General features: G+C 70.8%; 16 protein-coding genes. 13 read left to right on the top strand and 3 right to left on the bottom strand.

Annotated elements, in window-relative coordinates; translation table 11 throughout:
• Nucleotides 1–285: 285 nt before the first annotated feature.
• The 9 genes from H7F49_RS14805 to H7F49_RS14845 all read left to right on the top strand — a co-directional run bounded on the left by H7F49_RS14805 (nt 286) and on the right by H7F49_RS14845 (nt 6,930).
• On the top strand, nt 286–735 hold the full coding sequence (locus H7F49_RS14805; protein WP_185684355.1) for an RrF2 family transcriptional regulator: 450 nt from the start codon (nt 286–288) through the stop codon (nt 733–735).
• Nucleotides 732–2,243 (top strand): Fe-S cluster assembly protein SufB, encoded by a 1,512-nt coding sequence (sufB, locus tag H7F49_RS14810; RefSeq protein WP_214647846.1) that lies wholly within the window; start codon nt 732–734, stop codon nt 2,241–2,243. The genes H7F49_RS14805 and sufB overlap by 4 nt, the downstream gene beginning before the upstream one ends.
• A gap of 148 nt (nt 2,244–2,391) precedes the next feature.
• On the top strand, nt 2,392–2,853 hold the full coding sequence (locus H7F49_RS14815; protein WP_185684356.1) for an endonuclease domain-containing protein: 462 nt from the start codon (nt 2,392–2,394) through the stop codon (nt 2,851–2,853).
• Between the two features lie 20 nt (nt 2,854–2,873).
• A complete protein-coding gene (sufC, locus tag H7F49_RS14820; RefSeq protein ID WP_185684390.1) occupies nt 2,874–3,617 on the top strand; it encodes a Fe-S cluster assembly ATPase SufC in 744 nt (247 codons plus the stop codon).
• Nucleotides 3,614–4,015, top strand: coding sequence for a hypothetical protein (locus H7F49_RS14825; RefSeq protein WP_185684357.1), 402 nt, complete (start codon nt 3,614–3,616; stop codon nt 4,013–4,015). Before sufC ends, H7F49_RS14825 begins: the two co-directional genes overlap by 4 nt.
• On the top strand, nt 4,012–4,758 hold the full coding sequence (locus H7F49_RS14830; RefSeq protein ID WP_185684358.1) for a SufD family Fe-S cluster assembly protein: 747 nt from the start codon (nt 4,012–4,014) through the stop codon (nt 4,756–4,758). Before H7F49_RS14825 ends, H7F49_RS14830 begins: the two co-directional genes overlap by 4 nt.
• A gap of 53 nt (nt 4,759–4,811) precedes the next feature.
• Nucleotides 4,812–5,981 carry a cysteine desulfurase gene (locus tag H7F49_RS14835; protein WP_235982207.1) on the top strand — a complete coding sequence of 390 codons (1,170 nt, stop codon included), beginning with the start codon at nt 4,812–4,814 and terminating at the stop codon, nt 5,979–5,981.
• The gene (locus H7F49_RS14840; protein WP_185684359.1) at nt 5,978–6,475 is read left to right on the top strand and encodes an SUF system Fe-S cluster assembly protein; all 498 of its coding nucleotides are present in this window, start codon (nt 5,978–5,980) and stop codon (nt 6,473–6,475) included. The genes H7F49_RS14835 and H7F49_RS14840 overlap by 4 nt, the downstream gene beginning before the upstream one ends.
• Nucleotides 6,476–6,573: 98 nt before the next feature.
• Nucleotides 6,574–6,930 (top strand): HesB/IscA family protein, encoded by a 357-nt coding sequence (locus tag H7F49_RS14845; protein ID WP_185684360.1) that lies wholly within the window; start codon nt 6,574–6,576, stop codon nt 6,928–6,930.
• A 75-nt stretch (nt 6,931–7,005) separates the two neighbouring features.
• Here H7F49_RS14845 and H7F49_RS14850 read toward each other — a convergent pair whose 3' ends face one another.
• On the bottom strand, nt 7,006–7,956 hold the full coding sequence (locus H7F49_RS14850) for a hypothetical protein (RefSeq protein WP_185684361.1): 951 nt from the start codon (nt 7,954–7,956) through the stop codon (nt 7,006–7,008).
• Nucleotides 7,957–7,998: 42 nt separating this feature from the next.
• Nucleotides 7,999–8,472 (bottom strand): hypothetical protein, encoded by a 474-nt coding sequence (locus H7F49_RS14855; RefSeq protein ID WP_185684362.1) that lies wholly within the window; start codon nt 8,470–8,472, stop codon nt 7,999–8,001.
• A 127-nt stretch (nt 8,473–8,599) separates the two neighbouring features.
• Between H7F49_RS14855 and H7F49_RS14860 the strand changes: the two genes are divergently transcribed.
• Nucleotides 8,600–9,595, top strand: a complete 996-nt coding sequence (locus H7F49_RS14860; protein ID WP_185684363.1) for an adenosine kinase — start codon at nt 8,600–8,602, stop codon at nt 9,593–9,595.
• A gap of 249 nt (nt 9,596–9,844) precedes the next feature.
• Here H7F49_RS14860 and purD read toward each other — a convergent pair whose 3' ends face one another.
• The gene (gene purD, locus H7F49_RS14865) at nt 9,845–11,149 is read right to left on the bottom strand and encodes a phosphoribosylamine--glycine ligase (RefSeq protein ID WP_185684364.1); all 1,305 of its coding nucleotides are present in this window, start codon (nt 11,147–11,149) and stop codon (nt 9,845–9,847) included.
• Between purD and xseA the strand changes: the two genes are divergently transcribed.
• Genes xseA through H7F49_RS14880 form a run of 3 tightly spaced genes read left to right on the top strand, consistent with a single transcriptional unit; the run spans nt 11,148 to nt 13,749 of the window.
• Complete coding sequence (gene xseA, locus H7F49_RS14870) at nt 11,148–12,662, top strand: exodeoxyribonuclease VII large subunit (protein WP_185684365.1); 1,515 nt, start codon at nt 11,148–11,150, stop codon at nt 12,660–12,662. The genes purD and xseA overlap by 2 nt on opposite strands.
• Before the next feature lie 26 nt (nt 12,663–12,688).
• Nucleotides 12,689–12,892, top strand: a complete 204-nt coding sequence (locus H7F49_RS14875; protein ID WP_185684366.1) for a DUF2093 domain-containing protein — start codon at nt 12,689–12,691, stop codon at nt 12,890–12,892.
• Between the two features lie 5 nt (nt 12,893–12,897).
• Nucleotides 12,898–13,749 carry a M23 family metallopeptidase gene (locus tag H7F49_RS14880; RefSeq protein WP_185684367.1) on the top strand — a complete coding sequence of 284 codons (852 nt, stop codon included), beginning with the start codon at nt 12,898–12,900 and terminating at the stop codon, nt 13,747–13,749.
• The last annotated feature ends 48 nt before the right edge of the window (nt 13,750–13,797 follow it).

Here is a 13,797-nt window from a genome sequence, read left to right on the forward strand (position 1 = left end):
CCTGCGCAAGCTCGCCAAGATCAGCCTCGCAAGGCAGCCGGCGATGGCATGAGCTCCGGCATCCGCGCGCGCCCGCTTCAATCAAGACCCTCCGCTTCAACCAAGAAGCGACTTTTTCAACAGCATCCACCCATCCAAGCCGCTCAGCCTGGCGGTCCGCTTGCCCACCCCGCCCCATCGCCGGTTCCTGCGCGCCCCGCCCGGGCGACAGGGTCGTTTGCAATTCCGCGTCGGCGCGCCTAGGTAACCGGAACGATTCTGTCCGAATTATCCGGAGCCCCGCCCGTGCGCCTATCGAGCATGGCCGATTATGCCGTCGTGATGATGATCGCCGCCGCCCGGCACTGTGGCGGCGCGCGGGTCAATGCCGTGCAACTGGCGGAAGAGACCGGCCTGCCCGCCCCCACCGTGCAGAAGCTGGTCAGCCGCCTGTCGGCCGCGGGCCTGCTCAAGTCGGTGCGCGGTGCCCATGGCGGTTTCAAGCTGGCCCGCCCGGCCGCGGCGATCACCCTGGCCGACATTGTCGAGGCCGTGGAAGGACCGATCGCCCTGGCCACCTGCATGGAAACCGGACCGGACAAGGGCCGGGCTGACTGCGCGCTCGAACCGGCCTGTTCGCTGCGCCCGCACTGGCCGCTGGTCAACCAGACCCTGCGCGGCGCGCTCGCCGGCGTCCCCCTGACGCAGCTCGCCGCGCCGAGCACGCCGCTCCCGGCACCCGGAGTTCCCGCATGACCGACCAGACCGCCCTTCAGGACTCCGCCCTTCCGGATACGGGCGTGAAGGACCAGGCCGCGCGCCAGGCCGCCGCGCGGGTGGCCGAGTACGAGCACGGCTGGGTCTCCGACATCGAGCAGGAATATGGTCCCAAGGGCCTGTCCGAGGACACGGTGCGGTTCATCTCGGCCAAGAAGAACGAGCCGGAATGGATGCTCGAATGGCGGCTCAAGGCCTATCGCCACTGGCTGACCATGCCCACGCCGGACTGGGCCAAGCTGAACATTCCGCCGATCGATTACCAGGACGCCTATTACTGGGCCGCCCCCAAGGCCAAGGACGGACCGAAGTCGCTGGACGAGGTCGATCCCGAGATCCTGCGGGTCTACGAAAAGCTCGGCATCCCGCTGGAGGAGCAGAAGATGCTCGCCGGGGTGGAGGGCGCGCGCAAGGTCGCGGTCGACGCGGTGTTCGATTCGGTCTCGGTCGCCACCACCTTCCGCAAGGAGCTGGAAGCCGCCGGGGTGATCTTCCGCTCGATCTCCGAGGCGATCCGCGAATACCCCGATCTGGTCCGCCAGTGGCTGGGCAAGGTCGTGCCGATGCACGACAACTTCTTCGCCACGCTGAACTGCGCGGTCTTCTCCGACGGCACCTTCGTCTACATCCCTGAAGGCGTGCGCTGCCCGATGGAGCTGTCCACCTATTTCCGCATCAATGCCGAGAACACCGGCCAGTTCGAACGCACGCTGATCGTCGCCGACAAGGGCTCCTACGTCTCGTACCTGGAAGGCTGCACCGCCCCGCAGCGCGACGAGAACCAGCTCCACGCCGCCGTGGTCGAGCTGGTCGCGCTCGACGATGCCGAGATCAAGTATTCGACCGTGCAGAACTGGTACCCCGGCGATGCCGAGGGCAAGGGCGGGATCTACAACTTCGTGACCAAGCGGGCGCTGTGCCAGGGCAAGCGCAGCAAGGTCAGTTGGACCCAGGTCGAAACCGGCAGCGCGGTCACCTGGAAGTACCCGTCCTGCGTGCTCAACGGCGAGGATTCGGTCGGTGAGTTCTATTCGGTGGCGGTGACCAACAATCACCAGCAGGCCGACACCGGCACCAAGATGATCCACAACGGCAAGCGCAGCCGCTCGACCATCGTCAGCAAGGGGATCAGCGCGGGCCACTCGAACAACACCTACCGCGGGCTGGTGCGCGTCGCCGCCGGGGCGGAAGGGGTGCGCAACTTCACCCAGTGCGACAGCCTGCTGCTGGGCGGCCAGTGCGGCGCGCACACCGTGCCCTATATCGAGGTGAAGAACCCCTCGGCCCAGATCGAGCACGAGGCGACCACCAGCAAGATCAGCGACGACCAGTTGTTCTACGCGATGCAGCGCGGGCTGGGCCAGGAAGAGGCCGTGGCGCTGATCGTCAACGGCTTCGCGAAAGAGGTGCTGCAGCAACTGCCGATGGAATTCGCGGTGGAAGCGCAGAAGCTGCTGGGGATTTCGCTCGAGGGGAGCGTGGGGTGATGCACCGCTCGTTCTTCCTTCGTCATCCTGAACTTGTTTCAGGATCCAAGTTTCCTCCGGCACCGTCGGCGCCCAGCGCGCGATGGATGCTGAAACAAGTTCAGCATGACGGCTCTCTGGCAGTCACGAGCTTGCCGAGCCTGAAGTCATGACCAAACGCACCCTTACCATCCGCGCCGACGCGCCCTCGGCCGCACCCCGGCCGGAGAGCTGGACCCCCTCGCCCGAGCGCGCCGAGCGCCTGAAGGAGCGCGCCCGCACGCTGCGGCGCGAGCTGAGCGAGGCCGAGACCGCGCTGTGGGACAAGCTGTCCGGTTCGCGGCTGGGCGGGATCAAGTTCTCCCGCAAGGCCGTGGTCGGCAGCGTGATCGTCGATTTCGCCTGCCCTTCGCGCTGGGTGGTGGTCTCGTTGTCGGGCGCCCAGGCCAATGCCGAGCTCGACGCGCTGCAGGATCGCAAGCTGACCGAAGCCGGCATCCGCGTGCTGCGCTTCACCGATGACGAGGTGCTGACCGACATCGATCGCGTGACGAAAGAGATCGCCACGCTGGTCCACACCCCGTTCGACCGCCCCGGGCGCCCCGCGCCCCAGCGCCGCCCGCGCGTTTGAGGAATGCCATGACCACCCCCCTGCTCTGCATCACCGATCTGCACGCCACCGTCGCCGACAAGCCGATCCTCAAGGGTCTGTCGCTGACCATCAACCCGGGCGAGATCCATGCCATCATGGGTCCGAACGGCGCCGGCAAGTCGACCACCGGCTATGTCCTGGGCGGGCGGCCGGGCTATGAGGTGACCGGCGGCACGGTGTCTTTCGCCGGTCAGGACCTGCTCGCGCTCGAACCGCACGAGCGGGCCGCCGCCGGGCTGTTCCTGGGCTTCCAGTATCCGGTCGAGATTCCCGGCGTGTCCTTCGTCCAGTTCCTGCGCGAGGCGGCCAATGCCCAGCGCCGCGCCCGCGGCGAGGCCGAGCTGTCGGGCGGCGAGTTCCTCAAGCTGGCGCGCGAGAAGGCGGCGCTGCTGAAGATGGACATGGACATGCTCAAGCGGCCGGTGAACGTCGGCTTCTCGGGCGGCGAGAAGAAGCGCGCCGAGATGGTCCAGATGGGCATCCTCGACCCGAAGCTGGCGATCCTCGACGAGACCGATTCGGGGCTCGACATCGATGCCCTGCGGATCTGCGGCGAAGGGATCAACGCAATCATGCGGCGCGCGGACAAGGCCGTGCTGCTGATCACCCATTACCAGCGCCTGCTCGACTATGTGCAGCCCGATTTCGTCCATGTCCTGGCGGGCGGGCGGATCGTCCGCTCGGGCGGGCCCGAGCTGGCGCACGAGCTGGAGCGCGACGGCTACGAGGCGGTCGCGGCATGATCGCCGCGCCGCTCCTGGCCGCGGCCATCGTCGCGCCCGATCCGGCGCCGCTGCGCAGCGCGCTCGAACGCTGCGACAAGGGGGCGATCGCGGCGCTGACCGCGATCGAGCCGAAGCGGCGCGCGGCCTTTTCCGGTGCGGTCTATGACGAGCAGCGCGCCATCGCCGAGGAGCGCGCCCGGCTCGACGCCGCGCCGGCCGCGCCCGACGGAGCGGCCGTGGTGACCCAGCCCGGGGCGGTCGCCGCTCCGGACCGGCTGCGCGCCGCGCTCGACGCCCGCCAGCGCCGGCTGGACGACGCGCGCACGGTCGAGCGCGCCTGGCGCGAGAGCCTCGAGGATGGCCGCGCCGCCTTCCTCGCCCAGTGCACCAACCGCCGCGACGGAGGCCAGCCATGAGCGAGGCCGCCCTGCTGGCGCCTGTCCTGCCCGACCGGCGGGACGAGGCCTATCGCTATGCCGATCTGGCGGCGCTGGAGACCGTCTGGCCGGTGGCGACGGAAACCATCGCCGTCGCCGCGGGCGAGAGCGGCGCGCTGACCCTGGTCCCGGACGGCGACACCGTCGCCCGTCACCTGGTCATCACCCTGGCGGCCGGGGCGCGATTCGACCTGCGCCTGCTCAATGCCGGGCATACCTATGGCCGGATCGCGGTCGAGGTCGCGCTGGGCGCCGGGGCGGACTTCACCCTGGGCGCGGCGCAGCTCGGCGGCGGCGCGCAGACGCTGGAGGTGGTCACCGAGGTCCGCCATCTCGAACCCGGGGCGACCAGCCGCCAGGTGGTGCGCACGGTCCTGGCCGGGCGGGCCACCGGAACCTACCTCGGCAAGGTCGCCGTGGCGCGCGGCGCCGACGGCACCGACGCCGAGCAATCGGTCCGCGCCATGCTGCTCGATCGCACGGCCCAGGCCAATGCCCGGCCCGAGCTGGAGATCTATGCCGACGATGTGAAGTGCGCTCACGGCTGCGCGGTGGGCGAGCTTGACGCGCAGGGGCTGTTCTATCTGCAATCGCGCGGGCTGCCCCCGGCCGAGGCCAAGCGCCTGATGCTCCAGGCCTTCGTCGCCGAGGCCTTCACCGGCGCGGCCGACGAGGCCAGCCTGTGCGACCGGGCCCTGGCCGCGCTGGAGGCCCTGCTGTGACCCTGACCCTCGCCTCCCCGGCCCTGGCCACCGCGCGCGCCGACTTCCCCGGCATGGTCACCCGCGACGGTGCGCCGTGGCACTATCTCGACACGGGCGCCACCGCGCAGAAGCCGCAGGCGGTGATCGATGCCACGGTCCGCGCGATGGGCGCCGACTATGCGACGGTGCACCGCGGGGTCTATGCCCGCTCGGCCGAGATGACCCTGGCCTATGAGGCGGCGCGGCGGCGGGTCGCCTCGTTCATCGGCGGGCGCGAGGACGAGGTGGTCTTCACCCGCGGCGCGACCGAGGCGATCAACCTCGTCGCGCAGACCTGGGGCCAGGCGAACCTGAAGAATGGCGACCGCGTGCTGCTGTCGCTGCTGGAGCATCACTCCAATATCGTCCCCTGGCAGTTGTTGGCCGCCCGCACCGGCGTTGCCATCGATGTCTGCCCGCTGACCGCCGACGGCCGGATCGATCTGGACGCGGCCGAACGGATCCTCACCCCGGCGCACAAGCTGGTCAGCTTCGCCCACGTCTCGAACGTCCTCGGCGCCGTGCTCGACGTGCCCCGCGCCGCCGCCCTGGCCCGTGGGGTCGGCGCCCGGCTGCTGCTCGACGGCTGCCAGGCCGTGCCCCGCCTGCCCGTCGACGTGGCCGCGCTGGACTGCGATTTCTACGTGTTTTCAAGCCACAAGCTCTATGGCCCGACCGGCATCGGCGCGCTCTGGGCGCGGGCCGATATCCTGGCGGACATGCCGCCATGGCAGGGCGGCGGGGCGATGATCGACCGCGTATCCTTCGCCGGCACGACCTTCGCCCCGCCCCCCGCCCGGTTCGAGGCCGGCACCCCGGCGATCATCGAGGCGATCGGCCTGGCCGCGGCGATCGACTATGTCGAAGGCCTCGGCATGGCCGCCCTTCACGCCCACGAAGTCACGCTGGCGGCTACCCTGCGCACCGAACTGCAGCGGCTCAACGCGGTGACCGTGTTCGGCCCGGAGGACGGGGTCGGCGTGGTCAGCTTCGCGCTGGACGGCATCCACCCGCACGATCTCGGCACGATCCTCGACGAGGAGAACGTCGCGATCCGTGCCGGGCACCATTGCGCCCAGCCGCTGATGGAGCACCTGGGGGTGCCGGCCACCGCCCGGGCCAGCTTCGGCCTCTACAACGACGAGAGCGACATCGCCGCGCTGCTGCGCGGGATCGAACGGACGAGAAGGATTTTCGGATGACCAGCGGCGAGGAACCCCGGTTCACCGTGGAAGAGGTGAGTGCCGTCGAACCACCCCGGCGCGCCCGGGTGGAGGACTCCGCGGAAGCGCCGGCCGAGGAAACGGCCGCGCAGAAGCTGGAGCGTAAGCGCGATTACCTGGAGGGCTTCCTGGCCCAGCAGCCCGCCGCCCAGGCGAGTGGCGAGCCCGGCGGCGAACTCTACGAGGCGGTGATCCAGGCCCTGCGCGACATCTTCGATCCGGAAATCCCGGTGAACATCTATGATCTGGGCCTGATCTACGGGGTGGACATCGATCCCGAGGGCAGCGTGGCCGTGACCATGACCCTGACCACGCCGCATTGCCCGGTGGCCGAATCGATGCCGGGCGAAGTGGAAATGCGGGTCTGCGCCGTCCCCGGCGTGCGCGATGCCGAGGTCAATCTGGTCTGGGATCCGCCCTGGGACCCGGGCAAGATGAGCGACGAGGCCAAGCTTGAACTGGGCATGTTGTAACCCCTCTGCCGGCCACCCACATCGGTTCGTGTCGAACAAGTCGGGACACGGACGCACAAGGTCTCTCGACTTCGCTCGAGACGAACGGGACACGAAACATGACTGAGGCCAAGACCCGAGTTCGCCCCGCCGCGGTGATCCTGACCCCCGCCGCCGAGGCGCGCATCGCCAAGCTGATGGGCGAGGCCCCGGCCGACGCCATCGGCGTCAAGCTGTCCACGCCGCGCCGCGGCTGTTCGGGCCTGGCCTATTCGGTGGACTATGTCGCGGCGGCCAACCCGCTCGACGAGCGGATCGAGACCCCCGGCGGCACCTTCTTCATCGATGGCGCCTCGGTGCTCTACCTGATCGGCAGCACGATGGACTGGCAGGAGGACGATTTCACCGCCGGGTTCGTGTTCCAGAACCCCAATGCCAAGGGCACCTGCGGTTGCGGCGAGAGCTTCACGGTCTGAGGCGGACGTCTATCCCGTTCAAGCCGTCCCGCGCTCATGTGGAGCGTGGTCGAGACAGGCCGCCAGGCCTCTCGACTACGCGCGCCGCTCTTCCTCGGCGAGGAAGCGCAGCAGCGCCCGCTCGAGCGAATCGAGCTGCCCATCGCCGTCGATCTTGGCCTGCAGCCAGGCGTCCTCGGCCGCGGTGACGCGGTTGGCCGCCGCCACCCGGGCATCATGCTGGGCTTCCGTCACGCCCTTGCGGCCGAAACCCCTGACCCGGGCGAAGCTGCCGTCGGCGATCGACTGCGCGGCCCGGCCCAGGAAGGCCCCGATCCGCGGCGTGTTGTCGTTCATGAAGTCTTCAAGCTGCTGCGCCCGTTCGGCCGAGACCTGCTGGAACGCGGTGTAGGCCGTCAGATAGCTGGCCACGCCCTGGACGAACAGGGCTTCCCATTCGATGGCATTGGCCCCGCCTAGGGTGGCGTCCTTGATCCGGAACAGCATCTCGGCCTCGGCCTGGCTGACGCCGCCTGACCCGTCACCGGCGAACGAGAAGATGAAACGGCGCAGCAGCCGGCATTCGGCCGAGGTGATGCAGGCCCCGTCGAGCCGTCCGCCATCGCGGGTCGGACCCTCGCCGGTCATGACGACCTGTTCGATCTGGGTCAGGGCATAGGCGCGCAGCCGTTCCGGCAGAAGCTGGCACTTTTCGAAGATGCGGCCCAGCAGCTCGAGCTCGGCCATGCTCTCCACCTTGCCGTCGCGCTGGAGGCGGCTGAGCAGCCAGTCGGCCTGGGCCTCGCTGACGAAACCGCGCGGGCTTCCGCCCGAAATGACGAATTCGCCGATCGCCTCGACAAAGAAATCGACCCATTCCGGGGTGCGCTGGACCAGGTGGTCGTTGAGCACGAACAGCGCATCGGCCTCGACCATGTCGATCCGGCCATCGCCCCAGCCGCTGCGCCGCAGCGCCAGGACTTCCTCGGCGGTGATCACTCCATCGGCCTGGGCCTGTTCGGCCAGCGCGCGGAACTGGACAGTCATGCAAATCCCCTTTTTGGCGCCGGGACCATGCCCCGGGGCCAGTTAAGGGCGGGTTACGCTGCCATTCGTGCCCGGGGCCGGCTGACGGCGCAGCGCGGCGATGCAGGTGGCGCGATCGACCTCCTGCGCATCGCTGGCCCGGCGCGCATCGACGTAGGTGGCCTGGGCCTCGCGTCCCGGCGCGGGCGGATAGAGATAGACGTCGAGCACGCAGGGGGCCGCCGCGAACTGAAGCTTGCGGGCATCGCCCTCCTGCACGTCGAGCCGGGGCGCGCCGAACTGGCGGATCAGTTCGCCGGGGGTGGCCCCGATCACCCCGGCGACCCCGGGCAGGGTCTGGATCAGCGGGGGCGGCGCGATGTGGCGCTGCGGCGGGCGGACCACGGCCCGCGACGGCTTGGTCGGCGGCGTACCGGTGCTGCGCACCGTCCCGCTGCCACCGCTGCCCCCGCCGCACCCGGCCAGCAGGGCCAGCGCCAGCAAGGGGACGGCAGGGCGGGAACGGAGGAGAACCATCGCGGCGGGATCGCCCGCCCAACCGGTCCTGTCAACACGGCCGGACTTGCTGCGGGCGCGGCTCGCCGCTAGGCGGCGGCATCCCGTCCGGGCAATTCCGGCCGGCCAGGCCAAGGACCCCTTTCGCATGACCGCTCCCTCCTTCGACGTGATCGCCATCGGCAATGCCATCGTCGATGTCATGGCCCCGTGCAGCGACGAGGACATCGCCCGGCTGGGTCTGGCCAAGGGCGGCATGACCCTGATCGATCCGCCGCGGGCCAAGGAACTGTACGACGCGATGGGCCCCGCGCGCGAGATCTCGGGCGGGTCGGCCGCCAACACCCTGGCCGGGCTCGCCGCGCTGGGCGCGCGCTGCGCCTTCATCGGGCAGGTCGCCGACGACCAGCTCGGCGAGGTCTTCGCCCACGACATCCGCGCCGGCGGAATCGCCTTCGCCACCCCGGCCCGCAGCGGCGAGCCGAGCACCGCGCGCTGCCTGATCTTCGTTTCGCCCGATGGGCAGCGGACGATGAACACCTTCCTGGGCGCCTCGCAGTTCCTGCCCGCCGAAGCGCTCGATCCGGCGGCGATCGCCGATGCCGCGGTGCTCTATCTGGAAGGCTACCTGTGGGATCCGGAGGAGCCCCGCGCCGCCATGCGCCGGGCCATCGCGACCGCGCGCGGGGCCGGCCGCAAGGTGGCCTTCACCCTGTCCGACGCCTTCGTCATTTCCCGCCATGGCGACGACTTCCGGGCGTTGATCGCGGCGGGCGAGATCGACATCCTGTTCGCCAACGAGCACGAGCTGGCGGCACTGACCGGGATCGAGGATTTCCACGAGGGGATCGCCAGCCTGGCCGACATGGTGCCGACCGTGGTGGTCACCCGCAGCGAAAAGGGCGCCTATGCGATCAGTGCAGGGGCCCACGCCGAAGTCGCCGCCGAACCGATCGACAAGGTGGTCGACACCACCGGCGCAGGCGACCTGTTCGCCGCCGGCTTCCTGTTCGGCTTCACCCGCCAGCGCCCGCTGGCCGAATGCCTGCGGCTGGGCGCGATCTGCGCCGCCGAGGTGATCAGCCACTACGGCGCGCGGCCCGAAGCGGACCTCAAGGCGCTGGTGGCCACGAAACTGGGATAGCGCGCGGCGGGGTCCGCTCGGCCAAACCGAAACACCGCTCAGGCTGAGCCTGCCGAAGCCCGCGCGCGGCGGGTGAGCCCGGTCACCCGCCGTGCGGGGCGCAGGTTTCGCGTGGCCTTCGACAAGCTCAGGCCGACCGGGGTTTGCGCAAAACAGCGCGTTAACAGCGCGCTTCGGGAAGGACAGTCACCAGGACCCGCTCAGGCTGAGCCTGTCGAAGCCCGCGCGCGGCGGACGGGCCTGGTCCCCTCACCCGCGCTCGCGCGCGACCTCGCGCCAGCCGATGTCGCGGCGGCAGAACAGGTCCGGCGCGGCGAGCCGGTCCACCGCGGCATAGGCGGCGGCCTGGGCCTCGCTCACCGAACGGCCCAGGGCCGTGACGTTGAGCACCCGGCCGCCGTGGGCGAGCAGCGCGCCGTCGGCGCCCGTCCGGGTCCCCGCATGGAACACCTTGGCTCCGGTCGCCTCGGCCGCCGCCATCCCGTCGATCCGCCCGCCCTTCTTCGGCTCGCCCGGATAGCCCGCGCCCGCCATCACCACCGTCAGCGCGGTCTGGTCGGAAAAGCGCGGCGGCTGGATGGCCGACAGGCGGTTCTCGGCACAGGCCAGCAGCAGCTCGCCCAGATCGCTCTCCAGCCGCATCAGCATGACCTGGCATTCGGGATCGCCGAAGCGGCAGTTGTATTCGATCAGCTTGGGCCCCGTGGCGGTGAGCATCACCCCCAGGAACAGGACCCCCGAATAGGGCATGCCTTCGTCGGACAGGGTCTTGACCGTCGGCGCGATGATCCGGGTCATGCATTCGGCCTGAAGCGCCGGGGTCAGCACCCGCGCCGGGCTGTAGGCGCCCATCCCGCCGGTGTTGGGGCCGGTATCGCCATCGCCCACCCGCTTGTGGTCCTGGGCCGAGGCGAAGGGGACGATGGTCGCCCCGTCGGTCAGGGCAAAGAAGCTGGCCTCCTCGCCGTCGAGGAATTCCTCGACCACGGCCTCGGCCCCGGCCCCATTGGCGTCGACAGGGCCGAAGCGTCCGGCGAAAATCTCGCGGATCGCGGCCTCGGCAGTCGGCATGTCCATCGCCACGGTCACGCCCTTGCCCGCGGCGAGGCCATCGGCCTTGATCACCACCGGGGCACCGAAGCGGCGGACGGCGGCGAGGCCGGCATCCTCGGACGAGACGCGCTCGTAGCCCCCGGTCGGGATGCCGGCGCGGGCGCAGAGATCCTTGGTGAAGCCCTTCGAGCCTTCCAGTTGCGCCGCGGCCTGGCCCGGACCGAAGACCGGCACGCCCGCCCCGCGGAGCGAATCGGCGAGGCCATCGACCAGCGGCGCCTCGGGACCGACCACGACCAGGCCGATGCGCTGCTCGTCGCAGAAGGCGATCGTGGCGCCGTGGTCGGTCACGTCCAGGCCAACGCAGGTGGCGTGCTGCGAGATCCCGGGGTTGCCCGGCGCGGCGTAGAGTGTACCGCCACCGGCCAACAACGACGATTGCGCCAGCTTCCATGCCAGCGCATGTTCGCGCCCGCCCGAGCCCAAGAGCAGGATGTTCATGCCCGAAGTTCCGCCTTATGCCGATGATCCGTCCGCCGGGCTCGTAGCGAAGGGCGCGCCCGGCGACAACGCCGCGCCCCTTTCGATCACCGAGATTTCCGCCCTGCTCAAGCGCACGGTGGAGGACCGCTTCGGCTTCGTGCGGGTGCGCGGCGAACTGTCCGGCGTGAAGCGCGCGGCCTCGGGCCACCTCTATCTGGCGCTGAAGGACGAGGGCGCGCGGCTCGACGGGGTGATGTGGCGCGGACAGGTCCAGCGCCTGGGCTTCCGCCCCGAGGACGGGATCGAGGTGGTCGCGACCGGCAAGCTGACCACCTATCCCGGCCGCTCCAATTACCAGATCGTGGTCGAGCGGATGGAGATCGCCGGCGAGGGCGCGCTGCTCGCCCTGCTCGCCAAAACCAAGGCGCGGCTGGAGGCGGAGGGCCTGTTCGATCCGCGCCGCAAGCGCGCCCTCCCGTTCCTGCCGCGGACGATCGGCGTGGTCACCTCGCCTACCGGGGCGGTGATTCGCGATATCCTCCACCGTCTGGCGGACCGCTGGCCGAGCCACGTGGTGGTCTGGCCCGTGCTGGTCCAGGGACAGGGCGCGGCCGAGCAGGTCGCGGCGGCGGTGCGGGGGTTCTCCGCGCTGCCCGCGGATGGCGCGGTGCCCCGGCCAGACCTGGTGATCGTCGCGCGCGGGGGTGGCTCGATCGAGGACCTCTGGGCCTTCAACGAGGAGGTGGTGGTCCGCGCCGTGGCCGAATCGACCATCCCGGTGATCGCCGCCGTGGGGCACGAGACCGACACCACGCTGGTCGATTTCGCCGCCGACCGCCGCGCGCCGACGCCGACCGCGGCGGCCGAGATGGCCGTGCCGGTGCGGGCCGAAATCGCCGCGCAGATCGCGGATCTGGCGCTGCGGCAGCGGCGCTGCGCGCTGCGTCCGGTCCAGCTCGGGCGGGAGCGCCTCGCGGCGCGGGCGCAGCGGCTGCCCCGCCCGGAAGGCCTGCTGGCAAGCTCCACCCAGCGGCTCGACGAACTGGGCGAGCGGCTGCGCCGCGGGCTGGGTGATCGCATCGCGGTGGCCGCGCATCGCCTGCAGGGCCAGGCCGGACGCCTCTCGGCGCCGTTGCTGCAGTACCAGCACCGCCATGCCCGACAGCAGCTCGACCATGCCCGGCTGCGCCCGGACGACCTGCTGCGGCGGATCGCGCAGGAGCGCGCGCGGGTCGATGCGCTTGACCGGTTGCGGCGCCAGCTCGATCCCAAGGCGCCGCTGGCGCGGGGCTATGCCCTGGTCACCGGGCCCGATGGCCACGTGGTGCGCGGGCGCGCCGCCGCCGCGGCACTGACCGCGATGACCCTGGAGTTCCATGACGGCACGCTGGTGGTCAGCCCGGCGGGAGCGGCGGCGCCGTCCGCAGGGACAGCCCCCCCGGAAAACTCTGGCCCCATAACCTCTGGCCGACCCCGCACCACACGGGCCGCGGGCTTGGCCGACCCTGCCCGCCAGGGTGATTTGTTCTGAACCGCCACGGCTGCTAGAGAGCCCCCATGCTGATGTCCTCGTCCGACCGTCCCGCCGTGCTGCACTTCGACCACAACGGGTTCCGGGTGATCTCGCCCGGTTATCACGTGATCTGCGCGGTCAGCGGGGAACCGATCCCGCTCGAGCTGCTGCGCTACTGGTCGGTGACCCGGCAGGAAGCCTATGCCAGCCCCGAGCTGGCGACCAAGCGGCTGCTCGGCAAGGGCTGAGCCCGATGCGGCTCGATCGCCGGGCCGCGCTGGGGTTGATCGGCGGCGGCGGCGGCTTCGTCCTGTTCGGCCGGACGGGGTCCGGCGCCACGACGCCCATGGCGCAGCCACCGCTGGTCGCCGGGCGACTGACCCAGGGCGGCTGGGCCAGAGGCCGGGTCTGGCCCGATTGCCAGGTCACCCTTGATGGCGCGGAGGTCCCGACCGCCGCCTCGGGCGACTTCCTGATTGCCTTCGACCGCGATGCGCCGGCCACGGCCAGGCTCGACTGTCGCAAGGGCGGGCAAGTCCTTTCGAGCACCGATGTGCCCGTGGCCCCGCGCGCCTGGCAGATCGAGCAGGTCGACGCGCCGCTCCGTCCCCCTGGGGTGCCCGATGCCGAATTCCAGCGTCGCCGTGCCGACGAGCTGGCGCGGATCGCCGCAGCCCGGGCGCTGCCTACCGGCGCCGAGGGCTGGCGCCAGACGATGGTCCGCCCCGCGCCCGGCCGGATTTCCGGTCGATTCGGGGCGCAGCGGATCTATCGTGGCCAGCCGGGGGCCTACCATTCCGGGCTCGACCTCGCCGCCGCTGCCGGGACCCCGATCCTCGCCCCGGCCGACGGCGTGGTGATCCTGGCCGCCGAGGCGCCCTTCACCCTCGAGGGGTTGCTGCTGATGGTCGATCACGGCATGGGGCTGACCAGCGCCTTCCTGCACTGCTCGGCGCATCTGGTCACGGCGGGCGCGCCGGTGCGGCAGGGCCAGCCGATTGCCCAGGTGGGCATGACCGGCCGGGCCACCGGGCCGCATCTCCACTGGGGCCTGCGCTGGCGCACCGCCCGGCTTGACCCCCTGCTCTTCCTGGCGGACGGCTGACCGCCCTCCGCCGCGCTGGCCAGGACCGCGGATTGGCCGTAACAGACC

The organism is Novosphingobium aerophilum (assembly GCF_014230305.1).
In the GTDB taxonomy this organism is placed as follows: Bacteria; Pseudomonadota; Alphaproteobacteria; order Sphingomonadales; family Sphingomonadaceae; genus Novosphingobium; species Novosphingobium aerophilum.

Bases quoted from the DNA above. Each gene is read 5' to 3' on its own strand.
- sufB (WP_214647846.1), top strand. From the start codon at position 732: ATGACCGACCAGACCGCCCTTCAGGACTCCGCCCTTCCGGATACGGGC.
- H7F49_RS14835 (WP_235982207.1), top strand. From the start codon at position 4,812: ATGGTCACCCGCGACGGTGCGCCGTGGCACTATCTCGACACGGGCGCC.
- H7F49_RS14845 (WP_185684360.1), top strand. From the start codon at position 6,574: ATGACTGAGGCCAAGACCCGAGTTCGCCCCGCCGCGGTGATCCTGACC.
- H7F49_RS14825 (WP_185684357.1), top strand. From the start codon at position 3,614: ATGATCGCCGCGCCGCTCCTGGCCGCGGCCATCGTCGCGCCCGATCCG.
- H7F49_RS14855 (WP_185684362.1), bottom strand. From the start codon at position 8,472: ATGGTTCTCCTCCGTTCCCGCCCTGCCGTCCCCTTGCTGGCGCTGGCC.
- H7F49_RS14850 (WP_185684361.1), bottom strand. From the start codon at position 7,956: ATGACTGTCCAGTTCCGCGCGCTGGCCGAACAGGCCCAGGCCGATGGA.
- H7F49_RS14815 (WP_185684356.1), top strand. From the start codon at position 2,392: ATGACCAAACGCACCCTTACCATCCGCGCCGACGCGCCCTCGGCCGCA.
- H7F49_RS14860 (WP_185684363.1), top strand. From the start codon at position 8,600: ATGACCGCTCCCTCCTTCGACGTGATCGCCATCGGCAATGCCATCGTC.
- H7F49_RS14840 (WP_185684359.1), top strand. From the start codon at position 5,978: ATGACCAGCGGCGAGGAACCCCGGTTCACCGTGGAAGAGGTGAGTGCC.
- xseA (WP_185684365.1), top strand. From the start codon at position 11,148: ATGCCCGAAGTTCCGCCTTATGCCGATGATCCGTCCGCCGGGCTCGTA.
- H7F49_RS14830 (WP_185684358.1), top strand. From the start codon at position 4,012: ATGAGCGAGGCCGCCCTGCTGGCGCCTGTCCTGCCCGACCGGCGGGAC.
- H7F49_RS14875 (WP_185684366.1), top strand. From the start codon at position 12,689: ATGCTGATGTCCTCGTCCGACCGTCCCGCCGTGCTGCACTTCGACCAC.
- purD (WP_185684364.1), bottom strand. From the start codon at position 11,149: ATGAACATCCTGCTCTTGGGCTCGGGCGGGCGCGAACATGCGCTGGCA.
- H7F49_RS14880 (WP_185684367.1), top strand. From the start codon at position 12,898: ATGCGGCTCGATCGCCGGGCCGCGCTGGGGTTGATCGGCGGCGGCGGC.